24 protein-coding genes are annotated in these 19,285 nt (G+C 64.5%); 9 read left to right on the top strand and 15 right to left on the bottom strand.

The features are described 5' to 3' along the window. Positions 1 to 256 precede the first annotated feature (256 nt). The 13 genes from ccmD to VME63_RS14440 all read right to left on the bottom strand — a co-directional run bounded on the left by ccmD (position 257) and on the right by VME63_RS14440 (position 11,595). Positions 257 to 454, bottom strand: a complete 198-nt coding sequence (gene ccmD, locus VME63_RS14500) for a heme exporter protein CcmD (RefSeq protein ID WP_325434144.1) — start codon at positions 452 to 454, stop codon at positions 257 to 259. Positions 455 to 465: 11 nt separating this feature from the next. Beyond that, positions 466 to 1,224 carry a heme ABC transporter permease gene (locus tag VME63_RS14495; RefSeq protein ID WP_325434058.1) on the bottom strand — a complete coding sequence of 253 codons (759 nt, stop codon included), beginning with the start codon at positions 1,222 to 1,224 and terminating at the stop codon, positions 466 to 468. An 8-nt stretch (positions 1,225 to 1,232) separates the two neighbouring features. Continuing rightward, complete coding sequence (gene ccmB / locus VME63_RS14490) at positions 1,233 to 1,928, bottom strand: heme exporter protein CcmB (RefSeq protein WP_325434057.1); 696 nt, start codon at positions 1,926 to 1,928, stop codon at positions 1,233 to 1,235. After that, positions 1,921 to 2,556, bottom strand: a complete 636-nt coding sequence (ccmA, locus tag VME63_RS14485) for a cytochrome c biogenesis heme-transporting ATPase CcmA (RefSeq protein WP_325434056.1) — start codon at positions 2,554 to 2,556, stop codon at positions 1,921 to 1,923. The genes ccmB and ccmA overlap by 8 nt, the downstream gene beginning before the upstream one ends. 21 nt (positions 2,557 to 2,577) lie before the next feature. Beyond that, the gene (locus VME63_RS14480) at positions 2,578 to 3,012 is read right to left on the bottom strand and encodes a DUF3293 domain-containing protein (protein WP_325434055.1); all 435 of its coding nucleotides are present in this window, start codon (positions 3,010 to 3,012) and stop codon (positions 2,578 to 2,580) included. Positions 3,013 to 3,021: 9 nt separating this feature from the next. Beyond that, positions 3,022 to 4,389 (bottom strand): NAD(P)/FAD-dependent oxidoreductase, encoded by a 1,368-nt coding sequence (locus tag VME63_RS14475; protein WP_325434054.1) that lies wholly within the window; start codon positions 4,387 to 4,389, stop codon positions 3,022 to 3,024. 75 nt (positions 4,390 to 4,464) lie between these two features. Then, entirely contained in the window at positions 4,465 to 5,226 is a 762-nt protein-coding gene (gene phbB / locus VME63_RS14470; RefSeq protein ID WP_325434053.1) for an acetoacetyl-CoA reductase, read from the bottom strand. Positions 5,227 to 5,296: 70 nt separating this feature from the next. Further along, positions 5,297 to 5,794 carry a polyhydroxyalkanoate synthesis repressor PhaR gene (gene phaR / locus VME63_RS14465; protein ID WP_325434052.1) on the bottom strand — a complete coding sequence of 166 codons (498 nt, stop codon included), beginning with the start codon at positions 5,792 to 5,794 and terminating at the stop codon, positions 5,297 to 5,299. Positions 5,795 to 5,881: 87 nt separating this feature from the next. Then, positions 5,882 to 7,438, bottom strand: a complete 1,557-nt coding sequence (locus VME63_RS14460; protein WP_325434051.1) for a DHA2 family efflux MFS transporter permease subunit — start codon at positions 7,436 to 7,438, stop codon at positions 5,882 to 5,884. Positions 7,439 to 7,460: 22 nt separating this feature from the next. Continuing rightward, a complete protein-coding gene (locus VME63_RS14455) occupies positions 7,461 to 8,666 on the bottom strand; it encodes an efflux RND transporter periplasmic adaptor subunit (RefSeq protein WP_325434050.1) in 1,206 nt (401 codons plus the stop codon). Then, on the bottom strand, positions 8,663 to 10,222 hold the full coding sequence (locus VME63_RS14450; RefSeq protein ID WP_325434049.1) for an efflux transporter outer membrane subunit: 1,560 nt from the start codon (positions 10,220 to 10,222) through the stop codon (positions 8,663 to 8,665). Before VME63_RS14450 ends, VME63_RS14455 begins: the two co-directional genes overlap by 4 nt. Beyond that, complete coding sequence (locus VME63_RS14445) at positions 10,219 to 10,743, bottom strand: MarR family winged helix-turn-helix transcriptional regulator (protein ID WP_325434048.1); 525 nt, start codon at positions 10,741 to 10,743, stop codon at positions 10,219 to 10,221. The genes VME63_RS14450 and VME63_RS14445 overlap by 4 nt, the downstream gene beginning before the upstream one ends. A gap of 87 nt (positions 10,744 to 10,830) precedes the next feature. Beyond that, complete coding sequence (locus VME63_RS14440) at positions 10,831 to 11,595, bottom strand: TatD family hydrolase (RefSeq protein WP_325434047.1); 765 nt, start codon at positions 11,593 to 11,595, stop codon at positions 10,831 to 10,833. A 168-nt stretch (positions 11,596 to 11,763) separates the two neighbouring features. Between VME63_RS14440 and VME63_RS14435 the strand changes: the two genes are divergently transcribed. Further along, a complete protein-coding gene (locus VME63_RS14435; RefSeq protein WP_325434046.1) occupies positions 11,764 to 12,408 on the top strand; it encodes a glycine zipper 2TM domain-containing protein in 645 nt (214 codons plus the stop codon). A gap of 21 nt (positions 12,409 to 12,429) precedes the next feature. Continuing rightward, positions 12,430 to 12,903, top strand: a complete 474-nt coding sequence (locus VME63_RS14430) for a glycine zipper 2TM domain-containing protein (protein ID WP_325434045.1) — start codon at positions 12,430 to 12,432, stop codon at positions 12,901 to 12,903. 83 nt (positions 12,904 to 12,986) lie between these two features. On the opposite strand, the gene VME63_RS14425 is transcribed toward VME63_RS14430, so the two are convergent. Both VME63_RS14425 and VME63_RS14420 read right to left on the bottom strand, forming a co-directional pair. Next, positions 12,987 to 13,421 (bottom strand): cell wall hydrolase, encoded by a 435-nt coding sequence (locus tag VME63_RS14425; protein WP_325434044.1) that lies wholly within the window; start codon positions 13,419 to 13,421, stop codon positions 12,987 to 12,989. Between the two features lie 434 nt (positions 13,422 to 13,855). Beyond that, on the bottom strand, positions 13,856 to 14,680 hold the full coding sequence (locus VME63_RS14420) for a folate-binding protein (RefSeq protein WP_325434043.1): 825 nt from the start codon (positions 14,678 to 14,680) through the stop codon (positions 13,856 to 13,858). Positions 14,681 to 14,806: 126 nt separating this feature from the next. Here VME63_RS14420 and VME63_RS14415 point away from each other — a divergent pair, with 126 nt between their 5' ends. From VME63_RS14415 to VME63_RS14385, 7 genes are all read left to right on the top strand, one after another. Beyond that, the gene (locus tag VME63_RS14415) at positions 14,807 to 14,974 is read left to right on the top strand and encodes a succinate dehydrogenase assembly factor 4 (RefSeq protein WP_325434042.1); all 168 of its coding nucleotides are present in this window, start codon (positions 14,807 to 14,809) and stop codon (positions 14,972 to 14,974) included. 90 nt (positions 14,975 to 15,064) lie between these two features. After that, on the top strand, positions 15,065 to 15,460 hold the full coding sequence (gene sdhC, locus VME63_RS14410; RefSeq protein ID WP_325434041.1) for a succinate dehydrogenase, cytochrome b556 subunit: 396 nt from the start codon (positions 15,065 to 15,067) through the stop codon (positions 15,458 to 15,460). After that, complete coding sequence (gene sdhD, locus VME63_RS14405; protein ID WP_325434040.1) at positions 15,457 to 15,852, top strand: succinate dehydrogenase, hydrophobic membrane anchor protein; 396 nt, start codon at positions 15,457 to 15,459, stop codon at positions 15,850 to 15,852. The genes sdhC and sdhD overlap by 4 nt, the downstream gene beginning before the upstream one ends. A gap of 5 nt (positions 15,853 to 15,857) precedes the next feature. Continuing rightward, positions 15,858 to 17,645, top strand: coding sequence for a succinate dehydrogenase flavoprotein subunit (sdhA, locus tag VME63_RS14400; RefSeq protein WP_325434039.1), 1,788 nt, complete (start codon positions 15,858 to 15,860; stop codon positions 17,643 to 17,645). 24 nt (positions 17,646 to 17,669) lie between these two features. Next, on the top strand, positions 17,670 to 18,452 hold the full coding sequence (locus VME63_RS14395; protein ID WP_325434038.1) for a succinate dehydrogenase iron-sulfur subunit: 783 nt from the start codon (positions 17,670 to 17,672) through the stop codon (positions 18,450 to 18,452). Between the two features lie 61 nt (positions 18,453 to 18,513). Further along, positions 18,514 to 18,762 carry a succinate dehydrogenase assembly factor 2 gene (locus VME63_RS14390; protein ID WP_325434143.1) on the top strand — a complete coding sequence of 83 codons (249 nt, stop codon included), beginning with the start codon at positions 18,514 to 18,516 and terminating at the stop codon, positions 18,760 to 18,762. After that, complete coding sequence (locus VME63_RS14385; protein WP_325434037.1) at positions 18,734 to 19,165, top strand: hypothetical protein; 432 nt, start codon at positions 18,734 to 18,736, stop codon at positions 19,163 to 19,165. Before VME63_RS14390 ends, VME63_RS14385 begins: the two co-directional genes overlap by 29 nt. Positions 19,166 to 19,285: the final 120 nt, after the last annotated feature.

The raw sequence follows: 19,285 nt of genomic DNA, 5'->3' as shown, positions 1-19,285 counted from the left end.
ACCCGCTCTGTCTGTTCGCAGGCCACAGGACCATCGGCGCTGGCAGACTGGTTGTCTGTCAAGACGATGGACCGAAGGCCTGCGAACAGACAGAGCGGGCCCCGCATCCTGAATTGACTTGATGGGGTGATGTCCAGAAGGCCCGCAGGCGGTGTTGCGTGGCGTCGGGAAGACTGGCCGTCTTGCCAAGCCGCGCGGCACCGCCTGCGGGCCTTCTGGACATCATGCCACCTGCGAATCATTGATCAGAGCATCCCTAGGTTGCGGTTGCGGAGTTGCGGTTGTTGCGTTCCTTGCGCGCGTCCTGGCGCGCCATGCGCCCGCGCAGTTCGCGCAGCAGACGGCGGCGGCGAAACTGCGGCGCCAGCCAGTCGATCAGCAACACCAGGAAGAACACGCCATAAGCGGGCCATACATAGGCGGCATAACCGCCCATGGCGAGGAAGGATTGCAGCGTATGGGCGTTCATCGGCGCACCTCGCGCTCGGCGATCTCGCGCACCCAGTCCTTGCCGCTTTCCAGCGACAGCAGATCCACGCGCGCGCGGCCGAACAGGCTGGCGAAGTAGTAGCACTTGGTGGCGGCCATCATCGTCAGCAGCGGCCAGATCATCGATGGCGCGATGGAGGAGGGGCCGAGCAGGCGGATGGTCGAACCTTGATGCAGCGTGTTCCACCAGTTCACCGAGAAATGCACGATCGGCACGTTGACGATGCCGATCAAGGCCAGGAACGCGGCGGTGCGCGCACCCTGGCGGCGATCCTCGAACGAGTGATACAGCGCGATCACGCCCAGGTACAAAAACAGCAACACCAATTCGGAAGTCAGCCGTGCATCCCACGTCCACCACGTGCCCCACATGCGTGCGCCCCACAGCGAACCGGTGACCAGGGTTATGAAGGTGAACGATGCGCCGATCGGCGCCGATGCCATTGCCGCCACTTCGGCCAGCTTGATGCGCCACACCAGCGCGATGAACGAAGCGATGCCCATCACCGCGTAGATGAACAGGCTCATCCAGGCACAGGGCACGTGGATGAAGATGATGCGGTAGTCATCGCCCTGCTGATAATCCGGCGGCGCCAGCACCAATCCGCCATAGAGCGCGACCAGGCCCAGGATCAGGGCCAAGGCGATCGCCCATGGACGCAACTTGCCGGCGAAGCCGTAGAACACCGGCGGCGAGCTCAACTTGTGCAACCACAGCGGAATCCAGCGGGCCATAGGCGATCTTAAGAATCCAGCGCGATACGAAGTGCGGCAGCGCAGGCCAACGGCGCCAGCACTACAGCCAGGGCAAGCGCTGCGCCCAGCCATGCGATGGGGGCGGTCCACGGCAGCCCCTGTTGGGCGGCTGCCAGAGCCCCGGCGGCGAAGATCACCACCGGCACGCACAGCGGCAGCAGCATCAAGGCCAGCAGCATACCAGAGCGCCGCGTCCCGGCCGTAAGCGCCACCAGTATTGCACCCAGCAGGCTGAGCAGCGGCGTTGCCAGCAGCAGCGCCAGCAGCAGCACCGGTACCACCGGCGCGGGCAGGTGCAGCATGCCGGCCAGCAGCGGCGCGATCACGATCAGCGGAACGGCCGTGGCCACCCAATGCGCCAGGATCTTCATGCCAAGCATCAGGGCCAGCGGCTGTGGCGCCAGCATCAGTTGCTCCAGCGAGCCGTCCTCGATATCGCTGCGGAACATCGCGTCCAACGCCAGCAGCATGGCCAGCAGCACCGTCACCAGCACCGCGCCGCCGGCGATCCTCCGCAGCAGGGCCTCTTCCGGGCCCAGCGCGAACGGAAACAACGAGATGACGATCAGCGCATACAGCACCGGCAGCAGCATGTCGCCGCGCTGGCGCCAGGCCAAGGTGAGATCGCGGCGCAGGATGGCGGTGCAGGCGTGGCCCAGCCTCGGACGTCGCAGCTCAGCCATGCAGCCGGATCCGCTGCGGCTCGCCGCCGTGGAACTGCACGGCGCCATGGCTGGTGACCAGGGCCGCGCCGCCGTGCGCGATGTGCGCTTCCAGCAGACCGTTGACCAGCTCGATGCCGGCCCGGTCCAGGTTGGCGTAGGGCTCGTCCAGCAACCACAGCGCGGCGGGAACCAGCAGCAGGCGCGCCAGCGCGACGCGTTTTTTCTGGCCGGCCGAAAGTTTGCGCACCGGCTCGTCGCCGAAGCCGGCCAGCCCCACGCGCGCCAGGGCGTTGTCGATGTCGCTGTGCTCGCGGTGACCGTGCAGGCCGACGGCAAAGCGCAGGTTCTCGCGTGCGCTCAGTTCGGCCTTGAGCCCTAGCTGATGGCCCAGGAACAGCACCTCGCCGCTGCAGCGGTCCCAGCTCAGCGGCTGGCCGCGCCAGTAGAGCTGGCCTTCCTCCGGCCGCAGCAAGCCGGTGAGGATGCGCATCAGGGTGGTCTTGCCGCTGCCGTTGTCGCCTTCGATCAAGGTCAGTTCGCCTGCATCGAGACGAAAATCCAGCGGGCCGAACACCGGTTCGTCCTGGCGGTGGAAGCTTAAGGCGCGTGCTTCAAGCAGCGGCGTGGCGGAGGGCTCGGAGGTCATCGCCGGCATTGTCGAGAAGGCTCAACCGGCTTGTCCATGCGGCGGCCTGTCACTGGTCAGGCGCAGCCGTGCCGCGCCGGCGCCCAGTCCATGGACGTAGGCGTTCTGGTGGAATTGTTGCGCCAGTTTGTCGATCTCTTCCAGCTCGGGGCCGATCACGAAAAAGCTGGGTTCGCGCCAGTCGCGGCCCGCGCCGAGCCCGGGGCGGATGTAGAGCGTGCGCCGCAGCCCGCGCAGCGCTCCCAGCAGGGCGATCTGCGCAGCATGGTTGAGCGAGCGCGGCAGCAGCATCGACTGCGGATTCCAGGCGGTGATGAAGGCCCAGCCGCGGCCGCCGGTCAGCGCCTGCAGCGCGGCAGGTAGAACCTTGTCGATGCGGATGCTGGCCCAGCCGCCTTGCAGCAGGCGTACGCGGTAGTCGGTGGTCCGGTAATGGGTAATCAGCGTGCTGTCCATCTGACAACTTTACGCTCTTAGCCTGGGGAGTGGGGGCAGGGTGGCTTGCAGCGCGGCGACGGCGGCATCCAGCGAAACCGTGCCGGCATCGGTGGAGCCGCGCAGCAATTGTTCAAGCAATTGATCCTGTGCGCGGCCACGTTCATAGGCGTAGGCGTACGGCAGGTGGGTGAAGGTGACCATGCGGTAGCGCGCCATGAAGTGCCTGGGCGCCCGCTCGGCCAGCCGCGCGCCCAGTTCGCGCTTGGCCAGGTAGTGCGGATCGGCGACCGAATCGCGCATCTCGATGTAGTTCTCCAATGCCATCGCCGCGATTGCGTTGGCGTTGGGCTGGCGGACGCGCTGGAATTCGGCGAAGGCATCGGCGCTGTCGTGGCCCGATTCGGCCAGCAGGTCGGCCAGCACCACCGTGTCTTCGAAGCCGCAGTTCATGCCCTGGCCGTGGAACGGCACGATGGCGTGCGCCGCATCGCCGATCAGAAGGGCGCGTCCGTCGATGTGCCAGCGGTCGAGATAAAGCGTGGAGAGCGTGCCGACCGGATGGCTGTCGTAATCCTCGGCCAGGCGCGGAATCTGCGGCAGCAGGTCGGGGAAGTCTTCGTGCAAGAACGCCTCGGCGGCCGCGCCATCGGGCAACGTGTCGAAACTGGGATGCGGCCCGTGCGCGGGCAAGAACAAGGTAACGGTGAAGCTGCCTTCGGTGTTGGGCAGGGCAATGCACATGTAGCGACCGCGCGGCCAGATGTGCAGCGCGTGCGGTTCGATGGCGAAGCGTTCGGCGCCGCTGCCCGGCGGAATTTCCAGCTCCTTGTAACCGTGGCCGAGAGATTCGACGCGGATGCCCAGCGGCGCATACGCGTCCATCGCCGCGCGCAGGGCGGAGCCGGCGCCATCGGCACCGATCAGCATGGATGCCTCATGATGGCGTTGCGTGCCGTGTTCGTCGGCCAGCACGACGCGCTGCCGGTCCAAGTCGGCCGACACCAGCGATTGGCCGAAATGCAGCGTTACACCTGCCGCTTCCGCCGCTTCGAGCAGCAGCTTGTTCAAGGCGGCGCGGGAGACCGACCAGATCACTTCGCTGTCGTCCACGCCGTAGCGCTGCAGGCTCGGGGCGCCTTCGCGCGGATGCACCATGCGTCCGCGCATCATCACGGTTTGTTGCAGCACGTCCTCGGCCAGCCCGGCGCTGCGCAGGGCTTGCAGCCCACGCTCGGCCAGCGCCAGGTTGATCGAGCGGCCGCCCAGGAAACCGAACCGCCGCGGGTCGGGACGCTTTTCGAACACCTCCACGGCGAAACCGCGCCGGGCCAGCAGTTGCGCCATCAAGGCGCCAACCAGGCCACCGCCAATCAGGGTGATGGATTGCCGTGTCATGCCGCGTCTCGTGGAAGGTAGCGCAACACTTTTCCGCAACGGCGCCGTTCCCGCAAGTACGGCCGCCGCAGGCGCTTAGAAGCTCATGAAGTAGCCGCCGTTCACCGGCAGGTTGGCGCCGGTGATGTAGCTGGCGTCGTCGGCGGTGAGAAAGACCACGGCGCGCGCGATGTCCGACGGTGTGCCCAGGCGTCCTACGGGAATGTCGGAAATGATCTGCTGGCGGATATCTTCCGGCACTGCCGCCACCATCGGCGTATCGCAATATCCGGGCGAAACGGTGTTGACGGTGACGCCCTTGCGCGCCGTTTCGCGCGCCAGCGCCATGCTAAATCCATGCACGCCGGCCTTGGCCGCCGAGTAGTTGGTTTGCCCGAACTGGCCGGTCTGGCCGTTGACCGAACTCAAGTTGACGATGCGCCCGAAATGGCGGGTGGTCATGCCTTCGACCACGTGCCGGCACATGTTGAATACGCCATCGAGGTTCACGCGCATCAACTCGTGCCATTGCTGCGGATCCATCTTGCGCAGGCTGGTGTCGCGCGTGATGCCGGCGGCATTGACCAGGATGTCGGCATGACCGATGTTGCGCTCGATGTATTCGATCAGGTTGCCGCAAGCCTTGAAGTCGCTGACGTCGCAGGGTTCGAAGCGGATGGCGCCGTCGTAGGAGGCGGTGCTCGCGCGAAACGCTTCGATGCGTTCGCCGCGCGTGGCCAGGTCCACGGCGATGACGGCGCGTCCGGCTTGCGCCAGCCGCATGCAGATTTCGGTGCCGATGCCGCCGATGCCGCCGGTAACAATGGCGACACGTGCTGCGGGGGTTGACGAAACCATCACGAAATTCCCTCAACGCATGCCGCGCGGCAGCACATGTTGTGCTGCAGCGGGAAGTAGGCGAAACGGATCAGGGCTTCTTGGTGCCCGGACGACCGGGCTGGCCCGGCGCGGAATGGGTCTGCGAGGCGGCATCGAGGAACCCGCGCTGCATCGACTTCCAGGCGTCCAGGTTGCGCTCGGTCAGCTCGTTCAGCAGCGACCAGGGGGTTTGCCCCATCAGGCTGTTGAGCTGGGTTCGGAACTGCTGCTGCTGGTCCAGGAAGACCTGCAGGCTGCGTTCCAGGTACGGCCCCATGAATCCCTGCAGGGAGTCGCCGTAGAAACGGATGATCTGGCTCAGCAGCTGCGGCGAGAGCATCGGCTGACCTTTTTCCTCGTGCTCGGAGATGATCTGCAGCAGCACGGAGCGGGTCAGGTCCTCGCCGGATTTGGCGTCGCGGACCTCGAAGTGTTCGCCATCCAGAACCAGCTGACGGACCTCTTCCAGCGTGATGTAGCTGGAGATTTCCGTGTCGTAGAGCCGACGGTTCGGATACTTCTTGATGATGCGGTTTGTTTGTGCCATGCGACACAAACTAGCAGAAGGTATTGCGCCGCACCAGTCAGCCGCCGCCTTTTATGCTGCACCCCGGGGTGCAGCAATAGCCTGGGATCAATGCCCCGCCGCACCCCCGCCGGCCGTGCCGAAGGGCGGCCGGGCCAGCCAAAGTACCGGCAACAGCAGCACGAACAGCACGGCGCAGCCGTAGAAGATGTCGTTGACCGCCAGGGTATAGCCCTCGCGGTCCACGATCTGGTTGATATAACCCAGTTGCCGCGCCGCGCTCATGCCCAGGTGAGACAGGCCGTGCAGGTACTGCGTCGTGGCCGGGGCGCCATCGCTCACGTACTCGCTCAGGGTGGCGTGGTGGTAGATGCCGCGGTGTTGCCACAGGGTCACCATCACCGCGGTGGAGACACTGGAGCCCAGCGTGCGGAAGAAGTTGGAAAGACCCGATGCGCTGGCGATCTCCGCCGTGGGCAGCCCGGACAGGTAGATCTGGTTCAGCGGGATGAAGAAACATGGGATCGCCAGGCCCATCACGAAGCGCGGCACGATCAGCGTGCCGAACGATGCGTCGCTGGCGAAGGTGGAAAACCAGTACGAGGTGGCCGCAAAGATGATGAAGGCCAGCGATACCAGGATGCGCAGGTCGATCCTGTGCATGTTGCGCCCGATCAGGGGCGAAAACACGAATGCCAGCACGCCGCTGGGCGCCGCGGCGAGTCCGGCCCAGGTGGCGGTGTAGCCCAGCGTGGTCTGCAGCCACAGCGGAAACACCACGTTGATGCCGAAGAACGCGAACATGCCCATCGACAGGCTGATCACGCCCGCGGTGAAATTGCGTTTCTTGAACAGCGTAAGGTCGATCACCGGATGCTTGGCGTGGATTTCCCATACCACCAGAAACGTGAGGCAAACCAGCGCGATCAGCCCCAGTGACAGAATCAACGTGGAATTGAACCAGTCGTGATCGTTGCCGTTGTCCAGCATGAACTGCAGGCAGCCCACGCCGGCCACCAGCAGCACCAGGCCGATCACATCGATGGGCGCTTTCACCGTCTTGGTTTCGCGCTTGTGCAGCAACGTCCAGGTAATGATCGCGGCCAGAATGCCCACCGGCGCGTTGATGTAGAAAATCCACGGCCAGGAAAAATTATCGGTGATCCAACCGCCGAGGATCGGCCCGAAAATCGGTGCGATCACCACGGTCATCGCCCACATCGCCAGCGCGATGCCCTGCTTCTCTCTTGGATAGCTGGACAGCAGCAGGGTCAGCGACAAGGCCACCATCGGGCCTGAGCCGGCGCCCTGCATCAGGCGGGCGAACACCAGCATGGGCATGGTGGTGGCGGCGCCGCACAGCATCGAGAACAGCACGAACAGGACTACCGAAGTGACGAAGGTGCGCACTTCGCCGAAGCGGCGCGCAATCCAGCCGGTAAGCGGCTGCATGATCGCGCTGGCCAGCGAGTAGGAGCTGATCGTCCAGGTGCCTTCGTTGGGGCTCACCGCGAGGCTGCCGGCGATATGCGGCACGGATACATTGACGATGGTCATGTCCAGCACCTCCATGAAGGTGCTGAAGGCGACCGCGATGGTCAGCAGCACCAGCGGGGTGCCGTGCAGCGGCTTCAACGGCGCCGCGTTCGGTGGGGTGGCAGCCATGGGTGCGCTCGTCAGGCCCGCATCAGTGGGAGGTATCGGCTTGGCCGCCGAGGTTGGCGCGGATGATCTTCTCCGCTTGCGCGTCGGCCTGGCTGGCGACCTGGTCGTACACCGAGGTTTCGGCCGGGGCCTGTTGCGGTGCGCCGGCCAGCAGCGGGCCCTTGTCGTTGGTGATGTCGACGGTGACGTCGGCGGACAGGCCGATGCGCAGCGGATGTTTATCCAGTTCGTCGTTATCCAGCGCTATCCGCACCGGCACGCGCTGGACTACCTTGATCCAGTTGCCGGTGGCGTTCTGCGCGGGCAGCAGCGAAAACACGCTGCCGGTGCCTGCGCCCAGGCCAATGACCTTGCCGTGATATTCCACGCCGCCACCGTAGATGTCCGTGGTGATCTTCACCGGCTGGCCGATGCGGATGTGGCGCAACTGGTTTTCCTTGAAGTTGGCATCGACCCACAGGTTGTGCAGCGGAATGATGGTCATCAGCTGCTCGCCTGGCGTGATGCTGCTGCCCAACTGCACGCTGCGCTGGGCGACATAGCCGGAAACCGGGGCGACGATGGTGTTGCGCTGTGCGGCCACCCAGGCGGCGCGAAAATTCGCGCGGGCCTGCAGCACGGCCGGATTGTCGGCAATGTCGGTGCCTTCCACCGCTGCCAGCGATGCCTTGGCCTGCGCCTTGGCCTGGTCGAGCGCGGCGCGCGCCTGCGCGACACTGTCGCGCATGTGTTGCACGATTTCCGGCGATTCGGCCTGCGCGGCGACCAGCGGCAGATGGCGCCTGAGATCGGCCTCGGCCTTGCGCAGGTCGACCTCGCGCGCGGCGACGGCGGCATCGGCGCCGGTGACGGTGTCGGTTTGTTCGCGCACCTGGCGCACGGCCTGCGCAAGCGCGCTGCTGGCCTGGCGCAAGCGTACATCGGCATCGGTGCCGTCCAGTTTCACCAGCACCTGTCCGGCTTGGACGTGTTGCGTGTCGTCGGTCATGATGGCCGTGACGGTGCCGGCCACCTGCGAGGACAACGCCACCTGGTAGCCGCCCACGTAGGCGTTATCGGTGCTTTCTCGCGTGGAAAAGACAAAGATCCACAACAGCAGCCACGCCAGCGCGGCAAGCACGAAAACGCCGCCTACGATCAGCAGCGCGCGGCTGCGCTTGGCGGGGTTTTTCGCGGCAAGGCCGCTGTCGTTGGTGTCCTTGGCGATAGCGGACTCAGAGGCGCTCATGGGGCGGTGGCTCCGTCGGAGTGAAAGTGGGAAGAGGTGGATGAGGACGCGCTCGCAGGCGTCGCATTGTTGTCGATATCGGAGCGATAGCCGCCGCCCAGCGCCTTGATCAGCGCCAGATCCGTGCTCAGCGCCTGCGCGTGCAGGCTCACTGCCAGGTCGCGCTGTTGCAGAAGCTGCGCCTGGGCCGCGAGGCTTTCGCGCGCGTCCTGGGTACCTTGCCGGACGCGTGCCAGCGCGGTACCGACCAGCATGTCGCTGGCGTGCACTTGGACGTCCTGCTTGCGGCGGCGCGCGGCGATCTGCTTGGCCGTGACGGCCTCCGTCGCCACGTCGCGCGCGGCATCCCGCACCGCGACGTTGTATTGCGCAATGGCAGCATCGAGCTGCGCGCGGCTCGCACCGTAATTGGCCTTCAGCTGGCCGCCTTCGAAGATGGGCAGGTGTACCGCCGGCGTGATGCCGAAAACGCGGCTGCCCCAATCGAACAGATGGCCAAGATCGCCCGAACTGCCCTTGGAAAAGCCGGGAATGTCCGGCGCCCCCTGGTTGGTGCTGGAAAGGCCGGCCATGGCATTGATGCTGACGTCGGGGAAGTATTGGGCACGTGCGACATCGGTCTGCTTGAGCGCCGCTTCTACCTGCCAGCGGCTGGCGGCGATGTCAGGGCGGCGTGCGATCAGGTCCAGGCGAGCATCATCGGGCAACGCGCCTTCGATGCTCGGTAGCGCATGCGCATGCAGCTTGGGGAGATCGGCGGGCGATACGCCCGCCAACGCGGCAAGTGCCACCTTGCGAAGCTCGATCGAACCCTGCAAGGTCACTTGCGTCTGCTGCGCGTTGGCCAGTTGCGCGCGCGCCTGCTGTACGGTGTCAGGCAGATCCACGCCTTGTTTCACGCGAAGCTCGGCGATCTGCAGGAGTTGCCGCTGGATCTGGACGGACTGCCGTGCCAGCCGGAGCCGCGCTTCGTCGGCCAGCCACGCGAAGTAGGTGTCGGCGACGGCGTTTTGCAGGGTCAACGCCGCGGCACTGTGCTGCGCCTGGGCCGCGTGCGCCTGGTCGAGCGCCGCTTCGATCGATGCGCGTTTTTTACCCCACCAGTCGAAGTCGTATTCGGCCTGCACGCCAAGGTCCGCCTGGTCGTACCAGTTGAAGCCGAGCAACGAGGGTGGGAACAGGCCGTGATCGCTCATGCGCTGGCGCGTGAGTTGCGCGTTGCCGTTGATGGTCAGGCCCGCCTGCGCCGCCGCGACTTTCACGGACTGTTCGGCCGTTTGTACGCGCGATCGGGCTTGCACCAGATCGGGCGACTGCTTCATTGCCAGATCGATCAACTGATCCAGTTGCGGATCGTTGTACACGCGCCACCAGTCGGCTGCCGGCCAGCCGGGGCGCGTGGGCACCTGCAAGCCGGCCAGCGGCACATCGTCGCGCAGTGCCGGGTGCTGCACTTTCTTGGGAATAAAACCGCAGCCGGCGAGGCCGGCGGCAAGCAGCACCGCCATCGCAAAGGGGCGCAGGCGCGAGGGCGCGGGTAGGGCAGCTAGGTTCATAGTGGATCACCCGCTTCGTTTTCGAAATGGCTGATGTTGTCGGCAAGCTTGCGCAGCAAGCGGCTGAGATGACGCCGGTCGGTCTCGGAAAAGCCCGCGAAAATCAGCCGCACGGGTGGGATCATTGCGGGCAGCATTTTTTGCACGAAGCGCCGGCCGGCGGCGGTGATGCGCATCACCACGCGCCGCCGGTCGTCGGCGCTGGGGCCGCGCGTGATCAGGCCGCGCTTGGCCAGCGCATCGGCGATGCGGGTCATGTTGGTTGCCCCTTGGGAGGTGAATTCGCACAGTTCGCCCGGCGTGGAACTGCCGTCGGGCCGCGAGAACAGGATCATCAAGGTGCGAAACTCGCTGTCGTTGAGCTTGAACGGCTTGAGCGTGTTTTCGAACTGTTCTTTCATGCGCTCGCCCACCAGTAGCAGTACGCGGCAGAGGCCGGCTTCTTCCGGCACCTCGGGTACGGCCTGGCGGACACGGGCAATGCCCTCGTCCAAGTGTTTCAATTTTTCGAGCAATGACATTTCATCGGTGCATATTTCACTGATGAAATAAATGATGGGCATTATGGCGGCGGCTTGCAAGTGCCTTGGTTCATGCCGATGGGGTGCTCAGAGACCGAACAGCCGGCGCACGTTGGCCGTGGTGGCTGCGGCAACCTGCGCGGGATCTTCGTTGCGCAATGCCGCCACGCAGGCCAGGACGTCGGTGAGATAGGAGGGTTCGTTGCGTTCGCCGCGATGCGCGGCGCCGGGTTGGTCCGGGGCGTCGCTTTCGAGCAGCAGGTATTGGATGGGCATGCCGGTGACGATCCGCCGCAGCCGTTGCGCGCGATCGTAGGTGATCGGGCCGCCGATGCCGATGTGAAAGCCGATTTTCCACAATTGTTCGGCTTGCTGCTCGCTGCCGGAGAAGCTGTGCACGACGCCGCGCAAACCGCCCGTTCGGCGCAGCGTCGCGGTCACTTCATCCATCGCGGCGCGCGCGTGCACGATCACCGGCAAGTCGTGTTCGCCGGCGAGCCGCAGCTGCTGTGTGAAGTAGTGGCGCTGCCGCTGCTCGTCCTGTCCGCGCTGGTGGAAGTCAAGGCCGATTTCACCCACCGCCACCGGGCGCTGCGTCTTCAGCCAATGGGCGAGGGTGTGCAGGTGCTCGTCGCGGTGTTCGTGCATGAACATCGGATGCAGGCCATAACCTGGTAGCAGGCCGCTACCCGGCTTGCAAAGGGCGTGGATGCGCGGCCAGCTCGCCGCCGTGGTGCCCGGTACGACCAGCAGCTCCAGGCCGGCACCATGTGCGCGCTCGAGCGTCGCCGCGCGGTCCGGGTCGAAGCGTGCGTCGTCCAGGTGAACGTGGCTGTCGGCGAGTGTGGGCATGCTGGAACGGGTCCGTCGCGGCAAGGTGCGGTGGAGTCGACAGTTTTGAAATCAGTCTAGGCGCTATTCAGCGTAGCGGCGCTTCAATGCGCCTGCGCAATATATTTCGCTATATTTCGAGGGTCGTGGCTTTGGGTCGCGCCTATTTATGATCCGGGAGAGTCTGAAATGAGCAAGTTGGTAGTCAAGGCATTGTGCATGAGTCTGGCGGCGACCTTTGCACTGGGTTTGACGGCCTGCAGCAAGCAGGCGGCGACCACCGCCGACGGCACGGGTGCGGCGGCGGCAAGCAGTGTGGCGGTGGCAGGCAGCGCGCCGGCCGGCGCCCAGGCGACCGCCGGGCAGCCTGGGGCTGCCGCCGGTGGCGCGCTCTACGCGCAGGTGGTGAGCGTACAGCCGGTCAGCCAGGAAGCCGGACCGCCGCAGCAGGTCTGTCATGACGAGACCGTATACAAAAAAGTGCCGCCGAAGGATCAGCACCGGATCGCGGGCACAGTCATCGGCGCGGTCGCCGGCGGCCTGCTGGGCCACATGATCGGCGGCGGCAAGGGTAATGCGCTGGCGACTGTCGCCGGTGCGGCGGGTGGCGGGTACGCGGGTAATCGCATCGAGGCCAACGCGCAGAATCACAACGTCAAGGCCGAGGTGGTACGCCGTTGCACTACGGTTGCGACTTCGGGCGGTAATATCGCTGCCTATGAGGTGACGTATGTTTTCAACGGCGTCACGCGCACGACCCGCATGGATCACGATCCGGGCAGCCAGGTCATGGTGCAGCCGGACGGTGTCGTGGCAGTTTCGAGCGCGCAATGATCGTTACATCAGGAGGTCGTCATGAATATGAAGTCAGGCAAGTTCGGTCTCGTGGCAGCGTTATGGGTGGCCGTGGCGGCGCTTTCGGGGTGTCAGACGCAACCGGCTTTTCAGGGGCAGACCACCTACGGCTATCGGGGCTGCCAAAGCTGCGGCGTGGTGCAGCAGGTGCAGCAGATCTACATCCAGCAGCAGGGCACCAATAACTCGGGCATCGGTACGGTGATCGGCGCTGTGGCCGGCGGCTTGCTCGGCAGTACGATCGGTCACGGCCGCGGCAATACGGCGGCGATCGTTGGCGGCGCGGTCATCGGCGGTGCGGTGGGTAATCAGGTGGGCGCGGCCAACAGCCAGCCTGGCGGTACGGTGCCCGCGTGGCAGATCGTGATTCGCCTGGACAATGGCCAGTATGCGACGGTTACGCAGATTCCCAATCCCGGCGTTCGCCCCGGCGACTATGTCGTGATCAACAACAACCTGGTCTATCCACGCTGATGGCGATTCAATAAATGGACGTCTAGACGTCCAAAAGAAGAGGCCCTCTTTCGAGGGCCTTTTTTATGGCTTTTCGACGGCTATCAATTGACCGAATAGAATTTGTGATCGCCGATCGTTACCGCAGTGCGGTTATGCGACCATGCCGGCGCAACGGATGCGGTGGCGAAATGGTCGGCTCGCGGTACGAAGAGACGACGCTCATCGGCCGGAAGATCCCAGTTGTCGATCGACTTGCCTGCGATATCCCACGCCTTCTGGAAAGCCTTGAGATTGTCGATATCCTGGGTTTGCGAGGTAGTGCTGAGTGCGAATTGGTGTGGGGATTTCACCACGTCGCAAACCGTATTGCCCCATTGACCGCGTTCGCGTCGACGCATGGCGACTTCCGCCACGGCCATCTGACCGACCGTCGACTGGCTGCGTGCTTCCAGATAGACGGTGGTCGCCAGACAAGTCTGGTCTGCGAGCGGTTGGGGCAGTACGGACATCAGCCACAACAACATGGAAAGTTTCATACCTGCCTCCAACTTGCAGTCGCGCCAGGGCATTACATGCATGCCAGGGCGCAGTTGCGGTGGACGGGCGGGCAGACCGTTCCACCTGGATTTATCGCACGCACCGAAACTTGTGGCGCGAGCGGTTAGCCACCAGAAAGCGTGGCGGAATCGACCAGCATGTCCGGTGCTGATCGGCGTTGATTTGGCAATTACGCTGCGGGCTTAAGAGCCCATGCGTGCAGCGTGTTCGCGCATACGGCGAGTTGTCCTCCGGCAAACACTTCTGCCGGGTCGCGCCGATCCGGACCCCTCCGGTTCGTCGCGTGTTACGGCATCCTGTGGGCTGGTGGATGCCGAAAAAAGTTTGGCGGAATCTAGTGGGGCTTTTTTAAGTTTGCAAGTGCCTGTTCAGGTTGATTCACATTTTGCTCACATTGTGAATCGCGCATGCATCAATTTTGCCAAGTGTCCAAAAGCTCTACTTCGATGCCATCATCGCTAGTGTTTTCCGTACCTTGCGCGATGTTGCTTGCAACCTCGTCAGCGATGACGGCCAGCGCTTCAACGCGTCCGGCATGCGATGTTGCATTGAGCAATCGCACGAATTCACGACCATTGCGGAGCAGCGCTGCGCCATCTGAAACGGGCATGGAAAGTTTGACTCTGTGCAAGTGGCGCTTGTTCCCGCCGCGGTAATGCAGGCGCGCAACGATCTCTTGTCCTGGGTAGCAACCCTTGTCCAGCGCCACCGCACCGAGCCGATGCAGCGACAGCGCAGGTGCAACAAATTCGCCCAGCGCTTCATCGGCAAGCCATGGCCATCCCTCATGCACTTGCGCAGTGCGCCATGCGTCATTGCCGTTGTCCACAGCGTTGGCGTTTGCGTTCAATTGCAACGTGTGCGTGCCGCAGCCAAGACGTATGGTGTCGCTGCTTGCGGCGACGGCATACATAGCTATGTCCTGCGTCGTTGTTGCATCGCTTAAAGTCCATCCGCCGTCGACGAGGACTTTTACGCGCGAGCGAAATACGAAACGACGCAACGCATCGGCGAACGTCGCGGCGTTGCCGCCGCGCAGGACGAGTAGCAGGCGCTCGTCGCTGAGTCTTGCCAGATGAAACAGTGCGCGCACTCGGCCTTGGGCGTCGAGCCAGCTGCTGAACTGCCATTGGCCGTTAGCCAGGGCGTTGACCTGGCTGGTGAACTGGGTGTGTGCGAAAGCGAGGGCGTCCGGGCCTTCGAGCGCAACGATCTGGGCAGTAGGGGAGTTGGGCATGGGCTAGTGATGGGGGCGGTGAGGGTGTGCTGCAAGGCAACGGGCAAGGCCATGCAAAGCTTGATGCCGCCCGTCAACTGGTTGTGCCGCTATGCCGCAAGTATTACGCTTTTAGCGATACGAACCATGCCCGACACATCCTCCAAACCCGCAACCAGTTCCGAACCCGCACCGGCGGAGCGTGCCGTGACGCCCGCTTTGCCCTTGCAGGAGAAGGAGCCGGACGGGCGATCGGCGCCGGATCCCACACGCTACGGCGATTGGGAAAAGAACGGGCGTTGCATCGACTTCTGATCCGCTGCGCTCGGTGCCATGGACGCGGCGATGGAGCAGGGGAACAGGTGGCGATGCGGGCATTAGCGATTCCACCCCAGGATAGCCGCCATGGCAGACACGCGACGACCGGTTTCACCCCACCTGCAGATATATAAGTGGCAAGTGCAGATGGCGACCTCCATCCTGCATCGCGCCACCGGCATCGTGCTTGCCGTGGGCGTTCTGCTCATCGTGTGGGCCATGCTGTCCCTTGCGGCCGGCGAGGACGCCTTCAACCAGTTCAAGGTGTGCATGGGCAGCCCGCTCGGCATGCTGGTGATGTTCGGTTGGAGCTGGGCATTCTTCTACCACTTGTGCAACGGCATCCGTCACCTGGTGCAGGATGCCGGCGCCGGCTACGCCATTTCGCAGTTCGTGCGCTCCAGCTGGGCGTCGGTGGTCGTCAGCATCGTGCTGACGCTGCTGGTCTGGGCCTACGTGCTGACTGCCGGGGGTGCCGCATGAGCACGAATGCGAAGGATCTGCGTAATCCGCTCAAGCGCGCGCGCGGATTGGGCTCGGCCCAGTCCGGGGTGTCGCATTGGTGGACGCAGCGCGTTACCGCCGCGGCGCTGATAGTGCTGGGCCTGTGGCTGGTGGTCACCGTGCTTGGCCTCATGCATGCCGATTATGCGGCCGCCCGCGCCACCCTCGCCAAGCCGTGGAATGCCGTGCTGCTGGTGGCGTTTCTGATCAGCGCGCTGTGGCACGCGGTGCTCGGCCTGCAGGTAGTGATCGAAGATTACGTGCACACCCGCTGGAAGGAAGTCTTCCTGATGGTGGCGATTAAGTTCCTCGCGGTGCTGGGTGCGCTGGCAGGCGCGCTGGCTGTGCTGCGCATCGCATTGGGAGCCTGAGGCCGATGGAAGCCTACAAGATTCAACAACACAAGTACGACGTGATCGTGGTCGGCGCCGGCGGCGCGGGATTGCGCGCCACCTTCGGCCTGGCTGAGAAAGGTCTCAAGGCTGCCTGCATCACCAAGGTGTTCCCGACCCGCTCGCACACCGTGGCGGCGCAAGGCGGCGTGGCTGCCGCGCTCGGCAACATGGGCGAGGACGACTGGCGCTTCCACTTCTACGACACGATCAAGGGCTCGGATTGGCTGGGCGACCAGGACGCGATCGAGTACATGTGCCGCGAGGCCATTCCGGCCATTTACGAGCTGGAACACTACGGTGTGCCGTTCTCCCGCACCGACGACGGCCGCATCTACCAGCGTCCGTTTGGTGGCATGACCACGCATTACGGCAAGGGTACCGCCCAGCGCACCTGCGCGGCAGCGGACCGTACCGGCCATGCGATCCTGCACACGCTTTACCAGCAGGCGCTGGCGCACGACGCCACGTTCTTCATCGAATACTTCGTGATCGACCTGATCTTCGACGAGGAAGGCGTGTGCCGGGGCGTGCTTGCACTGGACATGAATGAAGGCACGCTGCATTTCTTCCGTGGCCAGGCGGTGGTGCTGGCGACGGGTGGTTATGGCCGCGCTTATTTCAGCGCCACCTCCGCCCACACCTGCACGGGCGACGGCGGTGGCATGGTGTTGCGCGCAGGCCTGGCACTGCAGGACATGGAGTTCGTGCAGTTCCATCCCACCGGCATCTACGGTGCCGGCGTGCTGATCACCGAAGGCGTGCGCGGCGAGGGCGGCTATCTCACCAACTCCAATGGCGAACGTTTCATGGAGCGCTACGCGCCCAGCGCCAAGGACCTTGCCTCGCGCGATGTGGTCAGCCGGGCCATCACCCTGGAAGTGCGCGAAGGCCGCGGTGTGGGCGAACAGAAGGATCACGTGCATCTGAACCTGATGCACCTGGGTTCCCAGGTGATCCATGAGCGCCTGCCGGGCATCGCCGAATCCGCGCGCATTTTCGCCGGCGTGGATGTCACCAAGGAGCCGATCCCGGTGCTGCCCACCGTGCACTACAACATGGGCGGCATTCCCACCAACTATCACGGCGAAGTGGTGCAGAAGAAGGGCGACAACGTCGACGCGGTCGTGCCGGGGCTGTTCGCCATCGGCGAAGCGGCGTGCGTGTCCGTGCACGGCGCCAACCGCCTGGGCTCCAACTCGCTGCTCGACCTGGTGGTATTCGGTCGCGCGGTGTCGCATCGCTGTGCCCAGATCATCAAGCCGGGCACCGCGCACAAGGATCTGCCCGCCAGCGTGCTGGACAAGGCGCTCGCCCGCTTCGATGGCCTGCGCAACGCCAGCGGCAGCACGCCGACCGCGAAGATCCGTGCCGAAATGCAGCGCACGATGCAGAAAGACGCCGCCGTGTTCCGTACCGGCGAAACGCTCGCCGAGGGCAGCGCGAAGATTTCGGCGGTCCACGACTCCTTCAAGGACGTCAAGGTCAGCGATCGTTCGATGGTATGGAACTCCGACCTGATCGAGACGCTGGAGCTGTCCAACCTGCTCTCGCAGGCCGTGGCCACCATGCATTCGGCCGAGCAGCGCAAGGAAAGCCGCGGCGCACATGCCCGCGAGGATTTCTCCGAACGCGACGATCACGACTGGATGAAGCACACCCTGGTCAAGGTCGACGAAAACGGCAAGAGCAGCTTCGACTTCCGGCCGGTGCACATGTACACGCTCACCAGCGATGTCGACGTTGTGCCGCCCAAGAAGCGCGTTTACTAAGCATTACCGACTGGAGAGGCAATCGTGGCCGAGTTCACGCTACCGAAGAATTCCAAGATCCAGCCGGGCAAGCATTATCCGGCCAAAGACGCGAAGAAATCGCGTACGTTCCGCATCTATCGCTGGTCGCCGGACGATGGCCAGAACCCGCGCATCGACACCTACGAAGTCGATCTGGCCGCCTGTGGCCCGATGGTTCTGGACGCGCTGCTCAAGATCAAGAACGAAATCGATCCCACGCTCACGCTGCGCCGTTCTTGCCGCGAAGGCATCTGCGGCTCGTGCGCGATGAACATCGACGGCACCAACACGCTGGCCTGTACCAAGGCCATCGAGGATTGCCCCTCGGGCGACGTGAAGATCTACCCGCTGCCGCACATGCCGGTGGTGAAGGATCTGGTGCCCGATCTCACGCACTTCTACGCCCAGTTCGCCTCGATCAAACCCTGGCTGCGCACGCAAAGCGCGGCGCCGGATCGCGAGCGCCTGCAGTCGCCCGAAGACCGCAAGAAGCTCGACGGCCTGTACGAGTGCATCCTTTGCGCGTGCTGCTCGACCAGTTGCCCAAGCTACTGGTGGAACGGCGACCGCTACCTCGGTCCGGCCATCCTGCTGCAGGCGTATCGCTGGATCATCGATTCGCGTGACGAAGATACCGGCGCACGCCTGGACGACCTGGAAGATCCGTTCAAGCTCTACCGCTGCCATACCATCATGAACTGCGCCCGCACCTGCCCGAAGGGTCTAAACCCGGCGAAGGCGATTGCGGAGATCAAAAAGCTGATCGTGGAGCGCCGTTCGGCGTAATCCCGTCCGCCGCCCCGGTCAGTGCCGGGGTGGCGATGCCATGCACAGGCTCTGGGAGTTTATGGACGCCGCCCGCATCAAACGCCTGCAATGGCGCACCCGTCGCGGCACGCGCGAACTCGATTCGCTGTTTGGCGGCTGGCTGGAGCACGCTTTTCCCAGCGCTGACGAAACCATGCAACAGGCCTTCGAGGAACTGCTGGACGTGCAGGATCCAGACCTTTGGGACTGGGTGATGGGTCACGGCAAGGCCCCGCGCGCGGACTGGCAGGCGATCATCGATGACATCCGCGCCCGCCATCGGCTTTGAGTATCGCCACTCGCGCTGGGCGCAGTGTCTGCTCGTCGCCGTGACCGCCTTGACGCTGCTGGCGACGGCGCTGTCGGGCCTCCCCGGCTGGCTTCGGATAGCCCTCTCGCTCGGTGCCATCGCTGCCTGCGGGCATGCGCTGCGCGGCCTGCGCCTGCCGGTGGTGGCGGTCGGCTGGAGCGGTGGCAGCGGCTGGAGCCTGCACGGCAGGGATGGGGCGGACGAGCCGGCCACGCTGCTCTCGCACAAGGTCGTGCGGACCGCCATCCTGTTGCGCATGGCAAGCCGTCGCCACGGCAAGCTCACGCTCTGGTTGATGCCGGACAACTCCGATGCCGACACCCGCCGGCGTCTGCGCATGCGCCTGGCCCTGGTACGAGCCCGCACCCAAGAGGCCCCCTGACGCCCGCGGTTGCCGCCCGGCGCCGCTTCGGGCACTCTGCGCGCGCGGCACGGTCCAAGTGGTTCCACGATGTAACCGCGATCTACCCAATTAGGCACCCGGACGGCCTGTCACCCGAAT

This window comes from Dyella sp. (assembly GCF_035503745.1).
Lineage (GTDB): Bacteria > Pseudomonadota > Gammaproteobacteria > Xanthomonadales > Rhodanobacteraceae > Dyella_B.
Note: the sequence above shows the minus strand (reverse complement) of the source record. Positions and strands in the feature narration are given on the sequence as shown.

What these genes read in the sequence shown, in the direction of transcription:
- VME63_RS14440 (WP_325434047.1), bottom strand. Translation starts at nt 11,595, where the DNA reads ATGCCCACACTCGCCGACAGCCACGTTCACCTGGACGACGCACGCTTC.
- VME63_RS14475 (WP_325434054.1), bottom strand. Translation starts at nt 4,389, where the DNA reads ATGACACGGCAATCCATCACCCTGATTGGCGGTGGCCTGGTTGGCGCC.
- VME63_RS14420 (WP_325434043.1), bottom strand. Translation starts at nt 14,680, where the DNA reads ATGCCCAACTCCCCTACTGCCCAGATCGTTGCGCTCGAAGGCCCGGAC.
- VME63_RS14460 (WP_325434051.1), bottom strand. Translation starts at nt 7,438, where the DNA reads ATGGCTGCCACCCCACCGAACGCGGCGCCGTTGAAGCCGCTGCACGGC.
- VME63_RS14415 (WP_325434042.1), top strand. Translation starts at nt 14,807, where the DNA reads ATGCCCGACACATCCTCCAAACCCGCAACCAGTTCCGAACCCGCACCG.
- VME63_RS14450 (WP_325434049.1), bottom strand. Translation starts at nt 10,222, where the DNA reads ATGAACCTAGCTGCCCTACCCGCGCCCTCGCGCCTGCGCCCCTTTGCG.
- VME63_RS14480 (WP_325434055.1), bottom strand. Translation starts at nt 3,012, where the DNA reads ATGGACAGCACGCTGATTACCCATTACCGGACCACCGACTACCGCGTA.
- VME63_RS14385 (WP_325434037.1), top strand. Translation starts at nt 18,734, where the DNA reads ATGACATCCGCGCCCGCCATCGGCTTTGAGTATCGCCACTCGCGCTGG.
- VME63_RS14390 (WP_325434143.1), top strand. Translation starts at nt 18,514, where the DNA reads ATGGACGCCGCCCGCATCAAACGCCTGCAATGGCGCACCCGTCGCGGC.
- phaR (WP_325434052.1), bottom strand. Translation starts at nt 5,794, where the DNA reads ATGGCACAAACAAACCGCATCATCAAGAAGTATCCGAACCGTCGGCTC.
- VME63_RS14495 (WP_325434058.1), bottom strand. Translation starts at nt 1,224, where the DNA reads ATGGCCCGCTGGATTCCGCTGTGGTTGCACAAGTTGAGCTCGCCGCCG.
- VME63_RS14435 (WP_325434046.1), top strand. Translation starts at nt 11,764, where the DNA reads ATGAGCAAGTTGGTAGTCAAGGCATTGTGCATGAGTCTGGCGGCGACC.
- ccmB (WP_325434057.1), bottom strand. Translation starts at nt 1,928, where the DNA reads ATGGCTGAGCTGCGACGTCCGAGGCTGGGCCACGCCTGCACCGCCATC.
- VME63_RS14430 (WP_325434045.1), top strand. Translation starts at nt 12,430, where the DNA reads ATGAATATGAAGTCAGGCAAGTTCGGTCTCGTGGCAGCGTTATGGGTG.
- ccmA (WP_325434056.1), bottom strand. Translation starts at nt 2,556, where the DNA reads ATGACCTCCGAGCCCTCCGCCACGCCGCTGCTTGAAGCACGCGCCTTA.
- sdhD (WP_325434040.1), top strand. Translation starts at nt 15,457, where the DNA reads ATGAGCACGAATGCGAAGGATCTGCGTAATCCGCTCAAGCGCGCGCGC.
- sdhC (WP_325434041.1), top strand. Translation starts at nt 15,065, where the DNA reads ATGGCAGACACGCGACGACCGGTTTCACCCCACCTGCAGATATATAAG.
- phbB (WP_325434053.1), bottom strand. Translation starts at nt 5,226, where the DNA reads ATGGTTTCGTCAACCCCCGCAGCACGTGTCGCCATTGTTACCGGCGGC.
- sdhA (WP_325434039.1), top strand. Translation starts at nt 15,858, where the DNA reads ATGGAAGCCTACAAGATTCAACAACACAAGTACGACGTGATCGTGGTC.
- VME63_RS14455 (WP_325434050.1), bottom strand. Translation starts at nt 8,666, where the DNA reads ATGAGCGCCTCTGAGTCCGCTATCGCCAAGGACACCAACGACAGCGGC.
- VME63_RS14445 (WP_325434048.1), bottom strand. Translation starts at nt 10,743, where the DNA reads ATGTCATTGCTCGAAAAATTGAAACACTTGGACGAGGGCATTGCCCGT.
- VME63_RS14425 (WP_325434044.1), bottom strand. Translation starts at nt 13,421, where the DNA reads ATGAAACTTTCCATGTTGTTGTGGCTGATGTCCGTACTGCCCCAACCG.